We start from the raw sequence: 17518 nt of genomic DNA on the forward strand, positions 1-17518 counted from the left end.
CGCTAGAACAGGCCGGCGATGCGGCCGGAGTCGTCAACGTAGATGTTGTTGGCGGCAGGGACCTTCGGCAGTCCTGGCATCGTCATGATGTCGCCGCACACCACCACGATGAACTCGGCGCCCGCGGAGAGACGCAATTCGCGGATCGGGATCGTGAAGGCCGAAGGCGCGCCTTTGGCGTTCGGATCCGTCGAGAAGCTGTATTGCGTCTTGGCGATGCAAACCGGGAAGTTGCCGAAGCCCTCCTTCTCCAGTTCGGCGAAGCGCGCCTTGATGCTCGAATCATAGGAGATATCGGCGGCGCCGTAGAGCTCCTTGGCGATCGTGCGCACTTTTTCGGCAAGCGGCATGTCGTCCGGATAGAGCGGCTTGAAGTTCGAGGGCTGCGTCTCGATGGTGTTGACGACCGCCCTAGCGAGATCGGCCGCGCCGGCGCCGCCGGAGCCCCAATTGTCGGCGACGACGCAGTCGACGCCTTCCGCCTTGCAGAGCGTGTCGAGCGCCGCCATCTCGGCCGCGGTGTCAGATGAGAATTTGTTGATCGAGACGAGCACCGGCACGCCGAATTTGCGGACATTGCCGATATGGCGCTTCAGATTCTCGAAGCCCTTCTCGACCGCGGCGACATTCTCGGCCTTCAGATCGTCCTTGGCGACGCCGCCATGCATCTTGAGCGCGCGGATCGTCGCGACGATCACCGTGATGTCGGGCTTGAGGCCCGCCTTGCGGCACTTGATGTCAAAGAACTTCTCGGCGCCAAGATCGGCGCCGAAGCCCGCCTCGGTCACCACGTAATCGGCGAGCTTCAGGCCGGCCTTCGTCGCGATCACCGAATTGCAGCCATGCGCGATATTGGCGAAAGGCCCGCCGTGGATGATCGCCGGATTGTTCTCGAGCGTCTGAACGAGGTTGGGCGCGATCGCATCCTTGAGCAGCGCGGCCATGGAGCCCGCCGCCTTCACTTCCGAGGCGCGCACGCTCTTCTTTTCGCGGGTCTGGCCGACGATAATGTCGCCCAAGCGCCGCTGCAGATCGGCAAAATCCGAGGCGAGACAGAAGATCGCCATCACCTCCGAAGCGACGGTGATGTCGAATCCATCCTCGCGGGCGAAGCCGTTCGACACGCCGCCGAGCGACGACACGATCGAGCGCAAGGCGCGATCGTTCATGTCGACGACGCGCCGCCAGGAAACCCGGCGCGAGTCGATCTTGGGCTCGCCGCCCCAATAGATGTGATTGTCGATCAACGCCGCGAGCAGATTGTTCGCCGCGCCGATGGCGTGGAAGTCGCCGGTGAAGTGGAGATTGATGTCCTCCATCGGCACGACCTGCGCATAGCCGCCGCCGGCGGCGCCGCCCTTGACCCCGAAACAGGGACCGAGCGAGGGCTCGCGCAGACAGCACAGCGCCTTTTTGCCGATGTGATTGAGACCGTCCGTGAGGCCGACGGTCGTCGTCGTCTTGCCTTCGCCGGCGGGGGTGGGCGTGATCGCCGTGACCAGGATCAGCTTGCCGTCGGTCTGCCCCGCGAGAGAGGAGATGTAGTCGAGGGAAATCTTCCCCTTGTAGTGTCCGTAGGGCTGCACATGTTCGGCCGGGATGCCGAGCTTGTCGCGCGCGACGTCGATAATGGGCCGCATCTTGGCGGCCTGCGAAATCTCGATGTCGGACTTCGGCGCAAGATGCTGATTGTCCTTTCCGCTCGCGCCCGGCGCGGCGGCTGACCGTTCTGACATGCAGTCCACTCCCTATCAGGCCTGCGTCGCACAAGCCCAGAATTCGTTTTTTTCGGTCGTCGAGAACCGAGCGTCGGCGCCGCCGATCCCGCTCCCGGCCGACCGGGCTGAAATCCTGCCGATGCAGGCTGCAGCCTTTTTTGCGACCGTAGTTTTCTCCAATTCGCGCATCAAGGCCCGCGGTTCGCCGCAACGAGCCGACGCGCGCATGAATCCGCTTACTGAAAATTCATTGGCGGACACCTCGTATGACGGGAATCAAAATTGATCGTCAAGCCGGCAGAGCCGCCAGCGGCGTGACGACGTCATGGGCGCCGCGACGCGGCTCCCGCTCGCGCGACACACGCGCGAGGCGAATCGCTTATTCGACAAGCCGGGCCGGCCGCCTATCCTTGACCTGCCCGATAGTATGGTCTGAGGCAGGTTACGCGCCCACCGATCAATACGCGCATTCGCTACAAGAAGTGTGACGTTTCCTACACGCCCGAAAAGCTGATGCGACGGGTCTGGACGGGCGCGCCGCTTACGGCCGGGAGACGTCCGGCCCCGCCCTTACCTATCCGAAGAAACCGCAAGCCGGCGGGCGCGGCATGGGTTGCGGCGTCCTGAGAAAAAAATTTGTCGCAGTCAGCGTCGCAGCCTTGACTCTATCGGCCGATCACGAAGCTCGATAGTCTTTGACGCCTACTCCGGCTGAAAATCGAGTGCGACGCCATTGATGCAATAGCGCAGGCCGGTCGGCGGCGGGCCATCATTGAAGACATGCCCCAAATGCGAGCCGCATCGGCTGCAATGCACTTCCGTGCGCACCATGCCATAGCTGCGATCGACGGTCGAGCCGAGCGCGCCGGGAAGCGGATCGAAGAAACTCGGCCAGCCGGTGCCGCTTTCGAACTTCTCGCCCGAGCGAAACAACGGCTGGCCGCAGCCGGCGCAATTGAAGGCGCCGCGGCGCTTTTCGTGATTGAGCGCGCAACTCCCGGGACGCTCCGTGCCATGCCCGCGCATGACCTCATATTGCTCGGGCGTGAGACGCGCGCGCCATTCGGCGTCGGTGTGGGTTACGGGGAAGCTCGCATCGGCCATCGCCAGCGCCTCGTCTGAGATTCTTGGGCTGGGTCCTATCTTGTATCGCCCGCCGCCTTTCGCCAGAGGGGCGTGGCGGGATAGAGTGACGATCTTTCGGTGCGGCAAAGACGATTCGGAATGAGCGACAAGACATTCGACGCCGTGGTGATCGGCTCGGGACTGGGCGGATTGACGGCGGGCGCGCTGCTTGCGCATGCCGGCTACAGCGTCTGCCTGTTAGAGCGCAATTTCAGCCTGGGCGGCGCGGCGTCGGTGTACAAGGTCGGCCCGCTGACCGTCGAAGCCTCGCTGCATCAGACCTCCGACGCGCGCAACCCCCGCGACGTGAAGCACGACATCCTGCGTCGGCTGGGCATTCTCGACGAACTCGAATGGCTGCCCACCGGCGCCCTTTATAAGGTGCGCGGCGGGCCGGTCGGCGAGGCCTTCGAACTGCCTTTCGGCTTTGCGGCCGCCTATGAGGCGCTCGCCGCCCGCTTCCCCGACAAACGCGCCGCCATTCAAAGATTTCTCGGAGAGGTCGAGCAGATTCACGATGCGCTGTGGACCTTGAAGCAGGCCCGCGAGGAGAGCTCCTTCGCCAAATTGGCGCGCGGACTTTGGGAAGTCGCGCCGGCCGCGGCCGGCTGGCAGAATTCCTTGCACGAGATCATGGAGCGGGATTTCGCCGGCTGCGAGGCCTTGAAATGCGCGCTGGGCGCCAATCTCGCCTATTACGGCGACGACCCGCGCCGGCTCTGGTGGATCTTCTACGCGCTCGCGCAGGGCGGCTATATCGCCTCGGGCGGCGCCTATATCAAAGGCGGCTCGCGACAGTTGAGCCTCAAGCTCGCGAAGGCGATCACCAAGACCGGCGGCGTCGTGCGCATGGGCCGGCAGGTCAGCGCCATCGAGACCGATGCGGACGGCAATGTGGTCGCCATACGCCATGTCGCGCGGCGCGCCGGCGACGGCGAGGAACGCATCGAAGCGCGCGTCGTCATGGCGAATTGCGCGCCTTCGGAGGCGGCGGCGATGATGGACGCGCCCGCGCGCGCGAAAATGGAGGAGGCCTTCGGGTCCCGCCGGCTTTCGACCTCGCTGTTTTCAGCCAATTTCGGCCTGAGCGCGAAGCCCTCCACGGTCGGGCTGACGAATTTCACGACCATCGTGATGCCGCCCGACATGCGGCGCTTCGATCAATATGGCGATGGCGCCGGCGCGATGGCGGAGGATCCCAAGGGGACGTTGCCCCTCCATACGATCGCCAATTTCACCGCGGTCGACTCGGGTCTTTGGGACGAGCCGCCGATTCTCGTCAGCGTGCTCGGCCTCGATCGGCTCGACAATTGGCGCGATCTGCCGCGCGACGCGGGACTTGCGCGCCGGGAACGCTGGCTCGACGCCATACAGGCTTCTCTCGAGAAGGACTATCCAGGCTTTTCCGGCCTGGTCACGACGCGGATGCTGCTCAACGCCTATTCGATGGCGAGCTATCTCAATACGCCGGAGGGCGCCGTGTACGGCTTTGCGGCGCTGCCCGCCGAAGCGCCGATTCTGATGGGATTTCCGCGAACGCCGCAAACGCCGATCGCCGGACTCTATCTCGCCTCGGCTTTTGGCGGCGAGCATGGCTTCAACGGCGCGATGTTGTCGGGCGCCGAGGCCGCGCGGCTCGCCGAAAGACGGCTCGCCGTCGCGACCTGATGAAGTGAGGCGCGGATTGAGGCCGCGGCGACGCGTTGCGCCGCGCGTTGTTAGCGCTTGCGCTTCTTGCCGCCCGTCGACACGAGGCCGAGTTCGGCTTTGCAGGCGGCGCTGATCGATCCCGCATTGGCTCTCAGGCATCGCTCGATGGCGACGGCGTCCGGAATATACGCCTCGCAGACGCGATTCGCGTCGGCTTCGCAGGCCTCGCGCTGTTCAGGCGTTCCTTGAGCGAAAGCCGGCGTGAGCGCAAAAAAAGCCAGCACAGCCGATAGCCTCAAAATGATGCGCATTCAGATAGTCCTTCCTGTTGTCCGCGCTTCGAGGCGTATCGCAGGCGCGCCACGCGGCAGGCGCGCGTCCTCGAGCGACAATGGGACGTTGATTGCATCGCGCCCGCTGGGAATCAAGTCGCATTTATCCCTCCAGGACGGACTCCTTCGCCGGATCTGCGGAACGAACGCGCTGCGGCGCCGCCTCTCGCGGCAGCCGATGGCGCGGCAAATAAAGACTGTTCGCGATCATCGTGGGCACGATCGCCGTCGCGATGATCGCGGCGACGAGCGTCGAATATTGGTTTTCGTCGATGATATTGTTCGACAGGCCGAAAAGCGCCGAAATCGTGCCGAATGTGAGGCCGGAGGCCATCAGCAGCGTCGTATACATCGCGTCCTTGTGCGGCGAACCGAACCGGCGCGCCACGGGATAGACGCTGACGACCTTGGTCGCCATCTCGACGGCAAGAAAGGCGACGACGCCAAGCGGCGCGGCGAGAACGGCCGGGATGGAGACAAAATATCCGGCTCGGATGAAATAGAAGGGCGTCAGCAGGCCGATGGTCACCGCCCGGAACCTGCGGATGAGCGCATTGTCGCGGCCGACGGAGCCCGCGAGCGCCATGCCGATGAGATAAGCGGGCAAGACGCCTTCGCTCCCTGCCCAGGTCGCGAGCGCGCCGAGCGCCATCAGCGCGAAGAACAGGAATTTCGTCTCGAATTCGGAGGGGCGCCCGCCCAGCTTCGCAAAGATCACGGGCGTCGCCCGCGGCAATCCGACGAACGCCGCGCCCACCGCCGCGACGAACACGGCGGTCTTCCAGGTGAAGGGCGCGAATACGAGGCCGAGCGTCACGACCGTGCCGAGATCGGTGATGAAACAGGCGGCAAGAATGGTCTTGCCGAAATCGGTGCGGTTAAAGCCATATTCCATCATCACCGTATAGACGACGGCGACGGAGGTGGCGGCGAGCGCGATGCCGGCGAGCAGCGCCGGCGAACTCTCCCAACCCAGCAGATAATAGGCGACCGCCCAGCAGCCGATGGCGGGCGCAAGGAAGCTCGCGACGCCGACCGACGCGGCCTCCCTCCACTTCAGTTTAAGAACGTCGGGATCGAGTTCGGCGCCGGCGAGAAACGTCAGCGCGATGGCGCCAAGTCCGGCGAGCGTTTTGACCCAAGGCTCCTGGGCGCTAAAGATTTCGGCGCCCACAGTCGCGGCGAAAAGCGTCCGCGCGCACATGCCGATGATGATTTCGGTCAGCGCCGTCGAGATGCGGAATCTCGCGGCGATCATCGAGGCGATGAGCGCGAGGCCGAATATGAGCGCCGCCTGAAACCAGATCCCCGTCATGCGCCTGCTCCCTTGCCGGCTTGTATGGCGCATGGCGCAAGCAATTGGCAAGCTTGCGGCGTTTCAGACGACGCGCTTCGTGACAAGTCCGCTGTTTTGGGCGAAGACTCGCACGCACAAATGAGCAAACGGATGAGCTGCGCCTACGGAATTGACATAAGCCTGTTCGATGGGAGCCCACGTCCGCCCGGAGCAGGACGGTCGTGAATGAGTCAGGGCGCATAAAGGGCTGGCGATTCCTGCTGCTCAACGTCGCGGCGGGCGCGGCGAACGTCGTCATGTTGTCGAACGTGCCGGGCTATACGGTGCTCGCGCCCTACGCAGCCGGGAGCCTTGAGGGCGTGACGCCGAGCTACGGCACATGGGCGACGACCGACCATATGGTTGGGATCGCGCTCGGCCTTCCGTTGTCGCGGTGGCTTTCAGGCCGGCTTGGCGACTATCGGGTGCTGGTCGGCGCCCTTGTCGCCTACGCAGCCGCTTCGCTGATGTGCGCGGCGAGCGAGACGATCTGGTTTTTCGCGCCGATGCGCTTTCTGCTCGGCCTGATTGGCGGCGTCGCCCTTCCGCTCGCGCAATCGGTGACTCTTGGGCAATATCGGGATGATCAGCGCACGCTTGGCGTCGGCTTTTGGGGCGTCATGAGCATGGCGCCCTTCACCATCGGCGTGTTCATGGGCGGCTTCTGGGCGGAGTATTTCAACTGGCGCTGGCTGTTTTATTCCAACGTCATGGTCGCGCTGCCAGCGGCGGCGGCCATTTGGGCGCTGTTCTACCGGCGCGACGTTCAGCGCCGCATGACGCGCTTCGACACGATCGGCTTCATTCTGCTCGCGACAGTGCTGCTCGGCGTGCAGACGATTCTCAACATGGGCAATGATTTCGACTGGTTCGCCTCGCCCGTGCTCGCATGGCTGCTCCTGATCGTTCTCCTCGCTTTGCCGATGTTCATTTTCTGGGAGTTCGGCGAGCGGCGGCCCGCCCTCGACCTGCGGCTGTTTCTGCATCGCAATTTCGCGATCGCGACATTCTGTTCGCTGGTCGGCTTTCTGATCATTCAGGGGCTGCTGTCGGTGTTCATCGTGCAGCTGCAGGTGCTGCTCGGCTACACGTCTTCGCTCGCCGGCATGGTCTATCTGGCCATGATTTTTCTGGCGATGGCCGCCGCCGCCGTCGTGCATGAGATCACGAGAAACGTCGATGCGCGACTCATCGTCTTCCTCAATTTCATCGGCCTCGCGGTGACCTTCGTATGGCTCGGCCACTACGACAAGAGCGCCTCTTTCGATAATGTCACGACGCCGATGTTCTTCTTCGGCTTTTCGCTCGCGATGTTCTTTGCGCCGCTCGCGACGCTCGCCATGACAGGACTCGCCGGCGAGCGACTGATCCGCGCCGCGGAGGAGCTCGCGATGTTGCGCACGGTGTTCGGCGCCATGGGCATCACGCTGCTCGGCGTTCTCTTTTTCCGCCGCACGCCCTTCCATCAGCTCGACCTCGCCGATCATTTCGGCGGACGCCGCTTCGCCTCGCTCGACCTGCTCGCCTCGTTCCTGGAGCGTATGCAGGCCATGGGCATGTCGCCGAATGCGGCGCGCAGCCGGGCGGCGCAGCTCATCCGCCAGCAGGCCGGGATCCTGGCGCTCAACGACGCCTTTCTGTTCGGCGCGATGACGTTCATCTTGCTGGCGGGAGTCATCTGGCTCGCCTACCCCAGCTACGCATCCAAGAAGCGCCGACAGACGCTGACCCGGCTTACGGCCGAGGAGCTGATGGAGCAGCCGTAAGATCAGGCGAAAAGATCAGCTTCAACGCAGCGGTGCGTTTCATTCACGCCTGGCGTAAAGATTAGCTCTGGACTGGGAACACGGCGCAGCTTCGATCGTTTCAGTTTTGTATTTTTCCTTCGAAAGCGCCCGTGGTTCATCGGACATTGATCCCCGTCCCCGCGCCCATGGATGTGTGCATCGTTGCTCCTGGCGGCGATTCCGGAGCGGCGCCTGCGGCCCGCTGCGCGAAACCTCAGGACGGCCGTCGGTGATGGGTCCGCTCGCGCCGCTGGCTCCCTATTTTCTGGCGCTCCACATTGTAGCGCTTGCGCTGTGGTGCGCGGGGCTCATCGCGCTGCCGCTGATGCTCTCGCGCCACGACCCGGCGATCAGCCAGTCGGACTATGCGCGAATCCGCCGCTACACCCATTTCGCTTATACGCTCGGCGTGACGCCTGCGGCGGTTCTGGCGGTGGCCTCAGGGACGGCGCTGGTGTTCCTGCGCGACGCCTTCACGCCGTGGATGTTCCTGAAACTTGTCTTCGTCGCCGCCCTGGTCTTCACCCATGGCTGGGTCGGGCACACGGTCACGATGATGGAGGAAACGCACGGCCTTCATCAGCCGCCGCATCCCGCCCTGCAAGCGACGGCGGCGTTCATCCCGATCCTCGCCATCCTGTTTCTCGTGCTCGACAAGCCTGATTTGAGCGAATTTCGCTTTCCGCACTGGCTCTCGCAGCCGCAGGGCGGTCAGCTCCCCTTTTTGGCGCCCAGCCGATAATCGAAGACGAGCTTGCCGCCATGCCATCCCGTAACCGACACCAGGATTACGCCAAGGATCGACAAGAGCAGCCCATAGGGAAGCACGACCGCCTGATAGTCGTGGAGCCGATAGCCCCAGTTCACCCCGAGAAGCGCGAGCAACAATACGGCGAGGATGAAATGCGACCAGGCCGCGGTCCTGGCGCGTATGCCGGCGACCAGCAACAATTCCGCGGTTCCGGACACGCCCGCCACGAGGCCGAGCAGGAATCCCCCTCCCGCCGACCAGACGCCGGCGCGCGCCCAGAAGGCGTCGCCCGTCCACCAATAGAGGAGATCGGCGCCGAGCAAGGTGAAGGTCAGCGCGATCGGAAATGCGACGGACATCGCATGAATGGGATGGCCGAGCACCGCCACCCGGGATTCGGTTTCGTGAAACTCGGGCAACTGTCTGATCGGATCGATGAAGCCTCCTGGCTCGCCATCCCGTTTGTTCGCCACCGGCGTTCCTCCGCGCGTCGTCTCCTTGTGTTAACGCCCTTGGCGCTCGCCGGTTGCGCCGGACGCCTGTCGGCCGTCGATCCGGCGGGGCCCGCCGCCAAAAACATTGCGACGCTGTGGTGGACGATGTTGGCGGGGTCAGCGGCGATATTCGCGCTGGTGATGCTGCTGCTGCTGATCGCCTTTCGGCGAACGCCCGCGCGCGACCAGAGCGAGCGTCGGCAGGAGCGCTTCTGGCTGTATGGCCTCGGCCTCGCCTTCCCGCTCGCCACCCTGGCCGCGCTGCTGATCTACGGGCTGGTTCTGGGGGAGACGCTTCTTCCCAAAAGCGGCGAAAACGTCGTCACGGTGCGCGCACAGGCGCGTCAGTGGTCCTGGAGCTTCGGCTACGCTGACGCCGCCGGACTGCGCACGCAGGGCGTTCTGCACATCCCCGCCGGCCGACCCGTCGACGTCGAGATCACCTCGCTCGACGTCGTCCACAGTTTCTGGGCACCTCGGCTCGCCGGCAAGCTTGACGCCATTCCGGGGCAGGTGAACGTGCTGAGGATCGAAGCCGCGGAGCCGGGAGAATATCAAGGCGTCGACGCCGAATTCAGCGGCCCCGGATACAGCGGCGACGCCTTCACGGTGATCGCGCATGATCCGGCGGGCTGGGCGGCCTTTCTCGGGCGCGCGACAGAATGAACGCGCTCGCGCGCCATCGCGCCCTCAGTCGGATCTGGTCTTCGCGGCCCGGCTGGAGAGGCGTCATTTCGACCGTCAATCACAGCGATATCGGCAGAATGTTTCTTCTTGTCGCGACGCTCTTCTTTCTGATCGGCGGCGTCCTCGCCATGTTGATCCGAACGCAACTCGCCGCGCCGCGTTCGGCGTTCGTCGCGCCCGCGCTCTACGATCAGATCTTCACGATGCATGGAACAGTCATGATGTTCCTCTTCGCGATTCCGCTGTTCGAAGGCGCGGCCGTCTATCTGCTGCCGAAACTGCTGGGCACGCGCGACCTCGCCTTTCCGCGCCTCTCGGCCTATGGCTTCTGGTGTTACGTGTTCGGCGGGTTGATGCTGGTCTTCGCCTTGCTGGCCGGCCTTGCGCCAGACAGCGGCTGGTTCATGTATCCGCCGCTGTCTTCGAGCGCGCATTCGCCCGGCGTCAACGCCGACTTTTGGCTCATCGGAGTCACCTTCGTCGAAGTGTCAGCCATCGCGGCGGCGGTGGAGATTTGCGTCTCGATCCTGAAGTTCCGGGCGCCGGGCATGTCGCTGGACCTCATGCCGATCTTCGCGTGGTACGCGCTCGTCACCGCCCTGATGATCCTGATGGGCTTTCCGCCGTTGATCCTCGGCTCCATTCTGCTGGAACTGGAGCGCGCCTTCGGCTTTCCCTTTTTCGAATCCGCGCTCGGCGGCAGCCCCTTGCTCTGGCAGCACCTCTTCTGGCTCTTCGGCCACCCGGAAGTCTACATCATCTTCCTGCCCGCCGCCGGCGTCGTCTCCACCGTCCTTCCGGTGATGGCGCGCACGACGCTGCTTGGTTATCGCTGGATCGTGGCGGCGGCCGTCGCGCTCGCATTCCTGAGCTTCGGACTTTGGGTGCACCACATGTTCGCGACGGGCGTTCCGCATATGGGGCTGGCGTTTTTCTCGGCCGCCTCGACGCTTGTCGCGGTTCCCACCGGGATTCAGATCTTCGCCTGGCTTGGCACGCTCTGGAAGGGCGCGCCGCGCCTCACGCTGCCGATGCTCTACATCATTGGCTTTTTCTTCACCTTCGTGATGGGCGGCCTGACCGGAGTCATGGTGGCGATCGTGCCGTTCGACTGGCAGGCGCATGACACGGCCTTCGTCACCGCGCATCTGCATTATGTGCTCGTTGGCGGATTCGTCTTTCCGATGCTTGCCGGTCTGTACTATTGGCTCCCTCAGCTCACCGGCCGCAAGCGTTTCTTTCGAATCGGCGAGATGGCCTTCTGGCTCATCTTTCTTGGATTCAACGGCGCCTTTTTCGCCATGCATTGGGTCGGCCTCCTCGGCCAGCGACGCAGAATCGCCTGGTATCCCGAAGACGCGGGCTGGACCGAAATCAATCTCATCTCCTCGATCAGCGCATTCATCATGGCGATCGGCGTCGCGATGGTGGTGTTCGACATTGCGCTGCATGCGCTTCTCGCGATCCGAGGATCTCGCAATCCCTGGGGCGCCGGGACGCTGGAATGGGCGATGCCGACGCCGCCCGCCGCCTATAATTTCGCCAGCATACCGATGGTGGCCAATCGTGAGCCTTTGGCGAGGGACCCGGAACTCGCCAATAAAATCGCCCGCGGCGAATATTTTCTCGGCGCGCCGCGCGGAGAGTTGCGCGAGACGTTGACCGTCGACGCGGCGAGCGGAAGCCCTGAAGCGCTGGTCATTTTCCCCGGCAATTCGACGCTGCCTATCGCGCTTGCGGCGGCCACCGGAGCGTCCTTTCTCGGCGCGCTGATCCGAGCCTATTGGATCGTTCCGATCGCGCTGTTGCTGGTTATGGGAATCGCGCTGCGCTGGGGATGGTCGCAACAGGCGGCGAATTGTCCTGGACTTCAGAATGTCGGTCGCGCGACGCTTTTGCCCCAGGCCGTCGACACGGATCGTTCTCCCGGCTGGTGGGGATCGGTCTTCCTGCTTGGCGCGGACGCCGTTCTCTACGGCTCGCTCTTCTTCGGATACGCCTTTCTTTGGACCGTCGGACCGAATTGGCCGCCGCCCCAATTTCTGTCGCTATCCGCTATCGAACTGGCCCTCGGTCTCATCGGCGCGGCGGCGACGGCTTTTGGCCTCCGCGCCGCGGCGCGCGCCGCTTCGCGCGGCGCGTCTCTATGGCGCGGACTTCTCGTCGCGCTCGCCGGCGCCGCCCTGACGATCGCGGCGCTTGCGATGACGCTGACGCGCGCGGGCCAACTGACGGATTACGCCTATGGCGCGACGATTTTCGTGATGATCGCCTATGCGCTCATTCATGCTGCGATCGCGACGATCATGACATCCTCGCTCGCATGCCGAAGCTTGCGCGGCGGCGCGTCGCGCCCGCGAACATCCAACGTCAACATTGTGCGCCTCTGGACCGACTATGCGGCCTTTGTCGCCGCAACCAGCCTCGTCGCGACGCAATTTTCGAGCTATCTGACATGAAGGACGTCGTTCGACTCGTCATCGCCCTGCTCGTGTGGCTTGCCTTGTTCAGCGCCCTTTATGGGCTGGAAGGCGTCGGTTGCGCGGCAGGCTGGCAACGCATCCCGGTCAATGGCGCGACGCTGTTCCAAGCCGCGATGACGACCGCCTTTCTTGTCGCGCTTTTTATACTCGTCGCCGTTCTCGTCGCGCTGCGTTCGCAGCGCTTTCGCTCCGCCTCTCCCTTTGTCGCGCACGTCAGCACAATTCTCGCGATCGCGGCGCTCATCGCGGGCGCATGGACTCTGTTTCCGGCCTTGGCGCTTCCACATTGCGCATGAGGGCGTCAGGCCGAGCGCGCAGGCGCGGCGCGGCCTTTTACGAAAAATGCTCCAGCGGCTGGTCGGCGCGCACATAGAGCGGATGGCGCGGCGCGCCGCGCTGCGTCCTGCCGAGGCAGGCGAGACGCGCGCCCGACGCCTGAAACATCAGGAGCGCGCCGTCGATTTGATCTTGTCGGGCCAGCGCGCCCCACGCGCAGATGATGGGGAGCGACTGAGCGACCGCTTGCGCCGCGAGGCCAATGAGCGTGCGCCGATTCTTCGGCCCGATCGGATCGCGCGCCGACCAGAGCGCCTCGGGCGCGGGCGCGCGCAGCGCATAAAGATTGGCGACGATAAGTCCGCCCGCGCCTTCGCGCCGCGCGAAGCCGATGCAGCGGCGAATCGTCGGATCGTCCTCTTTAGCGTCGGCCGTCGACGGATTGAGCATGACGAAGGGCAGCAGCGGCGCATCGCTCCATCTGCGCGTGAGGCTGTAACGATAGGCGCCGCACGCGGAGATGACGGCCGCTCTTTCCATTTGGCGCGTGAGGGCGGAAAGGCTAGCCACAAGCTTAGTCTAAGAAAAAATCATGCTGACGATCGCACCACTATTCAACTGCCCGTCACACTATCTGAGGGCCGTAGAAGACCAATCGAATTAGCAAGGCGCTGCTATCCGACAGCTCGTGAGATGAGCAACCTCGCACAACCACGAATCACCATGACCTTGCAAGCGGGGCTCTATCTTATAACGGCTTCACAAGAGACTGCTTGGGTGTTCTCTGCCGTTGAAGCAGATACTAGGCTACCGCTTGAATTAGCCCAACTCCAATAAACTCTGAACTTATCTCCAGGCAACAAGCCAAACACATCTGCAACAGCGACACCGTTTTTCCATGAGTCAACATCTACATCTGTAGTTGATTCTGAGTTTTTCCTTTTAATACATAATTTTGGAGTACCATAGATAAGCTTACTCCAGTCAATTGCAGAGAAATCTATAACCAGCGTAATTCTGTCTGACGCGTATATGACGTTCTTTCCACAGTATGAGTTACCATCTTGAAACCCATTTCTGTACACATAGATCATCTTTGGATTAGGCGTCCGGTTTGAGAACGCAGCCTCGTCGCTATTATCTACGCTTACATCCGCATCTATTTCAATCCTGCTTTTCTCGTCAGTCTTTCTTGTTATGTTTGAAACAGAAGGATTAATAGACAGTATCTCTGGCTCAATGCCGCTGGATTGCAGCTTAATGTGATACGGAGCCTTGGTCTTGTGTATAGACACTTGTTCAACATAAGTCGCACTGTCAAAAACCTCGCTTCCGCGATGGATATCAATTGCGCTTTCTGCTTTCCTGTCCTTATAAAAATTTATATGCACATATATAAAGTCTTCAACAATGCGAATCTCATTTGTATAAAATACGCCCGGCACATATTTGTTAACTTCGGATTTAATCTCTAACCAATTTGTGCTCGCAACGGCGGAGACGGCTCCCGCAAGGGCAGTTATCGCGGCTATCAATTTCAGAAAAAAATCTTTCATTGCAACCTCACTCGTAAACAAACCAAGCAATTCTTTCTGGACTGAGTATGGCTCGCAGGTGCGAGAGGGCGAGTCGATATGACCTCTGCGGCGATCAGCGTCTCATCCCATAATTAGATGATAGTAGTCGACTCTCGCGGGTGCGAGCAAGAAGAGCGTCGACTGCTTGATATCTCCTCTCCGCCATCGTTTTTTGCTGATCAGGCTCGCATCACGCGAGAGAGCAGTAGCGAACGATGTTGGGAGTAGCGCTGGCCGCTTCTTGGCGTCTGTTACGTGTTAATGGTGGGCGGCACAGGGATTGAACCTGTGACCCCTCCCGTGTGAAGGGGCTCGGGCAGCTTTCGTATGTTTTTGATCTACAACTGACTACAGAAAATCCAGGGCCTTGATTATTGTCGTAGCCTGTCGTAGGCCGACAAAATGGTCCGGATTTGCCGGACTAAACGATCGTAGTCCGGCAAATCCGGACTGGATGTTAAAGTGGCACAGGTCCGTTACGATTTGTGGCCGAGGCAAAGTCGGCCCTCACTACGTTCCGGTTCTCATTTTCCCTGCTTTTCCGCCTCGGATAGCGCAGCAAGGATTTTAATTGCGGCGTCGTGAGGAATGATCTTTTTGAACTGAAAAAGCACCATGCCGGGCTGCCCAGTCGCCTCTTCCATCGTCCAGGCAGCCGCCGTGCTGTTTTTCGCCGCGATCTCCGGCGCCAGCTCCTCCGGCGGCATCTTCAGAGCGTCAGCAATCAGCTTGAGCATGCGCGGCTCGGGTTTGGCCCTGTTATTAACATAGGCGCTGATCCGATCCTTTCCGACAACCACTTCGTAGCCTCGAGCGTCCGTCTTCGTCTCATTCCAAACGAGTCGGGCTAGGTCAGACTGTGACATATTTCGCTCAAGTAGGATTCGCCTCAACCGATCTCCAAAGGTCATTATTGCTCCACAAGCTCTGCCATGAAAAATGCAGGAAGCGTGACTTCGCCATGTGTTCGTCTCTTCAATATCTCCGATGTGCCCGAAAGCTACAAAGCGGCGCCTCAGGTCGACCCGCCTACAAAACTGGGTCGGCTCTTGCGCCAGCAAAAACGACGGTGCATCCGCAAAGCGCTGGTCTTCCATACACACGATCAGGAAAGAACATGACAGAGCATGACAGAAGTGGTCAAAAGAGTCCGGAAATGCCGGACTAAAAGGCAGAAACTGCCCGCTGTGCGATGTGCTTGAAAGCAGAAAACCTTTTGATTTCAATGGTGGGCGGCACAGGGATTGAACCTGTGACCCCTCCCGTGTGAAGGGAGTGCTCTCCCGCTGAGCTAGCCGCCCGTCGCCATCGGCGATCGATCCTCCTCGTGTAGGAGAGCCCGGCGCCTTCCGTCAAGATCGGAGATCGCCTTTGGCGTCGCAGATCGCCCTGGCCGCCGCCGAGGCTCAAGCCTGGGCCGAGCCGCCGCGTCCCGCGCCCCCGGCCGCTCACGGCGGGGTCCACTCCTTCGAAAGAACGCGGCGCACCATCGGCTCGAAGGTCGCGAGCGGCTCATTCTTGTAGGCGGGATCGAAGGACACTTCGTCATATTTGGCGCAGAACTCGATCGTCTGCTCATAGGCCGGGTCCGAGCGGAATTTGTCGCGGGCGTTCGGATCGAGGCCAAGGTGCGCGGCGTAGAAATAGGTCTGGAACAGGCCGTGCTGCGCCAGCATCCAGTAATTGTCGCGGCTGATGAAGGGCCTCAGGATCGCGGCGATCACCTCGCCATGATTGAAAGGTCCAAGCGTTTCGCACGCGTCATGCAGCAGCGCGACGACCACATATTCCTCGTCCTTGCCGTCGCGCAGCGCGCGCGTCGCCGATTGCAGACAATGATCGCAGCGCGTGATGTTATAGGCCGTGTCCTTGCTCAGATCCCGCAACAGTCCAAAGAGCCGGTCCGGCAGTTCCTTGAGCGTATGCTCGTGAACCTGTTTGAGGATCTGAAAATCTTCGTCGGTGCCCTGGTCCATCCGCGTGAAGTGCATTTTCTCCATATTGCGAGCCTTTCCCGGAACTTGCGCGGCGCCGGCCTCGACGGCGAAGCGGGGCTCAAAAGATCAAGACGCCTCAATCGCGCGGTGGAACAGCGCCTCGTCCAGCGAGGCGACCGCGTCCCACAGCTCGTCGAAATGCGAAATCACGCGATCGGGCGAAAACGCCGCGACCGGCGTGTCGGTATAGCCGAAATCCACCGCCACCGACGGCGTTCCGGCGGCGCGGGCGGTGTCGATGTCGGTCTTGGAATCTCCGACCATCACCGCGCGCCTTGGGTCGCCGTCCGCCGCCTCGACCGTCAGCCACAGCGTGCGCGGATCGGGCTTGTGCATGGGAAAGCTGCCGCGGCCGCAGATCGCCGCGAAGCGGTCCGCCGCCGAGAGTTTTTGCAACAGCAGCCGCGCCAGTTCTTCAGGCTTGTTGGTGCAGACGGCGAGGCGAAAGCCCGCGGCCTTGAACCGGTCGAGCGCGGCGAGCGCGCCGGGAAACAGCATGCTCTCGTCGGCGATATGCGCCTCGTAGTAGACAAGAAAGTCGCGCACCAGCGCCTCCGTGCGCTCCGGATCGAGCGCCGCGCCATGATGGGCGAAGCCGCGCTCGATCAGCGCCCGCGCGCCGGCGCCGACGAACGGCCGCCCGGTCTCGAGCGCGAGCGGCGTCAGTCCCTCGCGCATGAGCAGAACATTGAGCGTGCCGATGAGATCATAGGCGGTGTCGGCCAATGTGCCGTCAAGGTCGAAAACGAGAACAGGGAAGCGGGCTGTCATACGCAGGGGGTAGCCGCGCGGGCCCCCGGGATCAAGCTTCGTTGGTTCGACAGGCGAATTTTGCCGCCTCCGCACACGCGGACTCTACGTGTAGACTGCGCCGACCGATTCGCGACAGGGAGCGCAAATATGCGTGGAACGCGCCATTTCCATACGCGTCGACGTGCAGCTTTGACGGCCGGCGCGCTTATCTTCGCCCTTTCCGGGGCGTCGACGGCGACGGCCGGAAATTACGAATTTCTGGCGGCGCCGCAGACGGATCTCAATCGCGTGTTTCGCCTCGACCGCTCCAATGGCGAGGTCGGCGCCTGCCAATACGGCTTGAAGGAAAGCGCAGCGATCGGCGTGACGCTGTGCTATCCGCCTGGCGAAGGCGCGCGCGCCGGCGTTTTCAGCGAATATGCGCTGGTGGCGTCGCGTCATACCGGCGAAGGCGGCGTATTCCGCGTCGATCTGCGTTCCGGCATGATGTCGATCTGCTTCGTGCTGAACGAAACATCGGTGGTCTGCACGCCGCCGGCCAAATGAGCGAGC

Annotated in this window: 17 protein-coding genes and 1 tRNA gene; 7 read left to right on the plus strand and 11 right to left on the minus strand. The window is 62.3% G+C overall.

What is annotated here, in order from left to right; genetic code table 11:
* Nucleotides 1–2: 2 nt before the first annotated feature.
* A complete protein-coding gene (locus BN69_RS05965) occupies nucleotides 3–1736 on the minus strand; it encodes a formate--tetrahydrofolate ligase (protein WP_014890663.1) in 1734 nt (577 codons plus the stop codon).
* Nucleotides 1737–2420: 684 nt separating this feature from the next.
* Complete coding sequence (msrB, locus tag BN69_RS05975) at nucleotides 2421–2822, minus strand: peptide-methionine (R)-S-oxide reductase MsrB (protein ID WP_014890665.1); 402 nt, start codon at nucleotides 2820–2822, stop codon at nucleotides 2421–2423.
* A 120-nt stretch (nucleotides 2823–2942) separates the two neighbouring features.
* Here msrB and BN69_RS05980 point away from each other — a divergent pair, with 120 nt between their 5' ends.
* Complete coding sequence (locus BN69_RS05980; protein WP_014890666.1) at nucleotides 2943–4511, plus strand: phytoene desaturase family protein; 1569 nt, start codon at nucleotides 2943–2945, stop codon at nucleotides 4509–4511.
* Between the two features lie 50 nt (nucleotides 4512–4561).
* Here BN69_RS05980 and BN69_RS05985 read toward each other — a convergent pair whose 3' ends face one another.
* Together BN69_RS05985 and BN69_RS05990 are read right to left on the minus strand one after the other, a co-directional pair.
* Nucleotides 4562–4804, minus strand: coding sequence for a hypothetical protein (locus BN69_RS05985; RefSeq protein ID WP_014890667.1), 243 nt, complete (start codon nucleotides 4802–4804; stop codon nucleotides 4562–4564).
* Nucleotides 4805–4928: 124 nt separating this feature from the next.
* Nucleotides 4929–6140 carry a cation:proton antiporter gene (locus tag BN69_RS05990; protein WP_014890668.1) on the minus strand — a complete coding sequence of 404 codons (1212 nt, stop codon included), beginning with the start codon at nucleotides 6138–6140 and terminating at the stop codon, nucleotides 4929–4931.
* A gap of 203 nt (nucleotides 6141–6343) precedes the next feature.
* On the opposite strand from BN69_RS05990, the gene BN69_RS05995 reads away from it, so the two are divergent.
* Together BN69_RS05995 and BN69_RS06000 are read left to right on the plus strand one after the other, a co-directional pair.
* Nucleotides 6344–7927, plus strand: a complete 1584-nt coding sequence (locus BN69_RS05995) for an MFS transporter (protein WP_014890670.1) — start codon at nucleotides 6344–6346, stop codon at nucleotides 7925–7927.
* A 253-nt stretch (nucleotides 7928–8180) separates the two neighbouring features.
* Nucleotides 8181–8690 (plus strand): CopD family protein, encoded by a 510-nt coding sequence (locus tag BN69_RS06000; protein ID WP_244435045.1) that lies wholly within the window; start codon nucleotides 8181–8183, stop codon nucleotides 8688–8690.
* Here BN69_RS06000 and BN69_RS06005 read toward each other — a convergent pair.
* Nucleotides 8660–9172 (minus strand): DUF2231 domain-containing protein, encoded by a 513-nt coding sequence (locus BN69_RS06005; protein ID WP_041926823.1) that lies wholly within the window; start codon nucleotides 9170–9172, stop codon nucleotides 8660–8662. The genes BN69_RS06000 and BN69_RS06005 overlap by 31 nt on opposite strands.
* A 27-nt stretch (nucleotides 9173–9199) precedes the next feature.
* On the opposite strand from BN69_RS06005, the gene BN69_RS06010 reads away from it, so the two are divergent.
* From BN69_RS06010 to BN69_RS06020, 3 genes are read left to right on the plus strand one after another with little or no spacing between them, the layout of a single operon-like run.
* A complete protein-coding gene (locus BN69_RS06010; RefSeq protein WP_041926824.1) occupies nucleotides 9200–9859 on the plus strand; it encodes a cytochrome c oxidase subunit II in 660 nt (219 codons plus the stop codon).
* Complete coding sequence (gene ctaD, locus BN69_RS06015) at nucleotides 9856–12339, plus strand: cytochrome c oxidase subunit I (protein ID WP_014890673.1); 2484 nt, start codon at nucleotides 9856–9858, stop codon at nucleotides 12337–12339. The genes BN69_RS06010 and ctaD overlap by 4 nt, the downstream gene beginning before the upstream one ends.
* The gene (locus BN69_RS06020; RefSeq protein ID WP_014890674.1) at nucleotides 12336–12659 is read left to right on the plus strand and encodes a hypothetical protein; all 324 of its coding nucleotides are present in this window, start codon (nucleotides 12336–12338) and stop codon (nucleotides 12657–12659) included. Before ctaD ends, BN69_RS06020 begins: the two co-directional genes overlap by 4 nt.
* A 37-nt stretch (nucleotides 12660–12696) precedes the next feature.
* Here BN69_RS06020 and BN69_RS06025 read toward each other — a convergent pair whose 3' ends face one another.
* The 6 genes from BN69_RS06025 to gph all read right to left on the minus strand — a co-directional run bounded on the left by BN69_RS06025 (nucleotide 12697) and on the right by gph (nucleotide 16984).
* Nucleotides 12697–13179: a DUF1643 domain-containing protein gene (locus BN69_RS06025; RefSeq protein WP_014890675.1), complete on the minus strand. Its 483-nt coding sequence runs from the start codon at nucleotides 13177–13179 to the stop codon at nucleotides 12697–12699.
* 203 nt (nucleotides 13180–13382) lie between these two features.
* Nucleotides 13383–14195: a hypothetical protein gene (locus BN69_RS19060; protein ID WP_148277044.1), complete on the minus strand. Its 813-nt coding sequence runs from the start codon at nucleotides 14193–14195 to the stop codon at nucleotides 13383–13385.
* Between the two features lie 545 nt (nucleotides 14196–14740).
* Nucleotides 14741–14953, minus strand: a complete 213-nt coding sequence (locus BN69_RS20030; RefSeq protein WP_244435046.1) for a hypothetical protein — start codon at nucleotides 14951–14953, stop codon at nucleotides 14741–14743.
* A gap of 489 nt (nucleotides 14954–15442) precedes the next feature.
* Nucleotides 15443–15517: transfer RNA gene (locus tag BN69_RS06035), tRNA-Val, on the minus strand.
* A gap of 147 nt (nucleotides 15518–15664) precedes the next feature.
* Nucleotides 15665–16216, minus strand: a complete 552-nt coding sequence (locus tag BN69_RS06040) for an HD domain-containing protein (protein ID WP_014890677.1) — start codon at nucleotides 16214–16216, stop codon at nucleotides 15665–15667.
* A 63-nt stretch (nucleotides 16217–16279) separates the two neighbouring features.
* Nucleotides 16280–16984 carry a phosphoglycolate phosphatase gene (gph, locus tag BN69_RS06045; protein ID WP_014890678.1) on the minus strand — a complete coding sequence of 235 codons (705 nt, stop codon included), beginning with the start codon at nucleotides 16982–16984 and terminating at the stop codon, nucleotides 16280–16282.
* 129 nt (nucleotides 16985–17113) lie between these two features.
* On the opposite strand from gph, the gene BN69_RS06050 reads away from it, so the two are divergent.
* Entirely contained in the window at nucleotides 17114–17512 is a 399-nt protein-coding gene (locus tag BN69_RS06050) for a hypothetical protein (protein ID WP_014890679.1), read from the plus strand.
* Nucleotides 17513–17518: the final 6 nt, after the last annotated feature.

It is taken from the genome of Methylocystis sp. SC2 (assembly GCF_000304315.1).
In the GTDB taxonomy this organism is placed as follows: domain Bacteria; phylum Pseudomonadota; class Alphaproteobacteria; order Rhizobiales; family Beijerinckiaceae; genus Methylocystis.

Excerpts from the sequence above, each read along its gene's own strand:
- ctaD (WP_014890673.1), top strand. The coding sequence starts at position 9,856 with ATGAACGCGCTCGCGCGCCATCGCGCCCTCAGTCGGATCTGGTCTTCG.
- BN69_RS05965 (WP_014890663.1), bottom strand. The coding sequence starts at position 1,736 with ATGTCAGAACGGTCAGCCGCCGCGCCGGGCGCGAGCGGAAAGGACAAT.
- BN69_RS20030 (WP_244435046.1), bottom strand. The coding sequence starts at position 14,953 with ATGCTCAAGCTGATTGCTGACGCTCTGAAGATGCCGCCGGAGGAGCTG.
- BN69_RS06040 (WP_014890677.1), bottom strand. The coding sequence starts at position 16,216 with ATGGAGAAAATGCACTTCACGCGGATGGACCAGGGCACCGACGAAGAT.
- msrB (WP_014890665.1), bottom strand. The coding sequence starts at position 2,822 with ATGGCCGATGCGAGCTTCCCCGTAACCCACACCGACGCCGAATGGCGC.
- BN69_RS05990 (WP_014890668.1), bottom strand. The coding sequence starts at position 6,140 with ATGACGGGGATCTGGTTTCAGGCGGCGCTCATATTCGGCCTCGCGCTC.
- BN69_RS06000 (WP_244435045.1), top strand. The coding sequence starts at position 8,181 with ATGGGTCCGCTCGCGCCGCTGGCTCCCTATTTTCTGGCGCTCCACATT.
- gph (WP_014890678.1), bottom strand. The coding sequence starts at position 16,984 with ATGACAGCCCGCTTCCCTGTTCTCGTTTTCGACCTTGACGGCACATTG.
- BN69_RS06050 (WP_014890679.1), top strand. The coding sequence starts at position 17,114 with ATGCGTGGAACGCGCCATTTCCATACGCGTCGACGTGCAGCTTTGACG.
- BN69_RS05985 (WP_014890667.1), bottom strand. The coding sequence starts at position 4,804 with ATGCGCATCATTTTGAGGCTATCGGCTGTGCTGGCTTTTTTTGCGCTC.
- BN69_RS06020 (WP_014890674.1), top strand. The coding sequence starts at position 12,336 with ATGAAGGACGTCGTTCGACTCGTCATCGCCCTGCTCGTGTGGCTTGCC.
- BN69_RS19060 (WP_148277044.1), bottom strand. The coding sequence starts at position 14,195 with ATGAAAGATTTTTTTCTGAAATTGATAGCCGCGATAACTGCCCTTGCG.
- BN69_RS06025 (WP_014890675.1), bottom strand. The coding sequence starts at position 13,179 with ATGGAAAGAGCGGCCGTCATCTCCGCGTGCGGCGCCTATCGTTACAGC.
- BN69_RS05980 (WP_014890666.1), top strand. The coding sequence starts at position 2,943 with ATGAGCGACAAGACATTCGACGCCGTGGTGATCGGCTCGGGACTGGGC.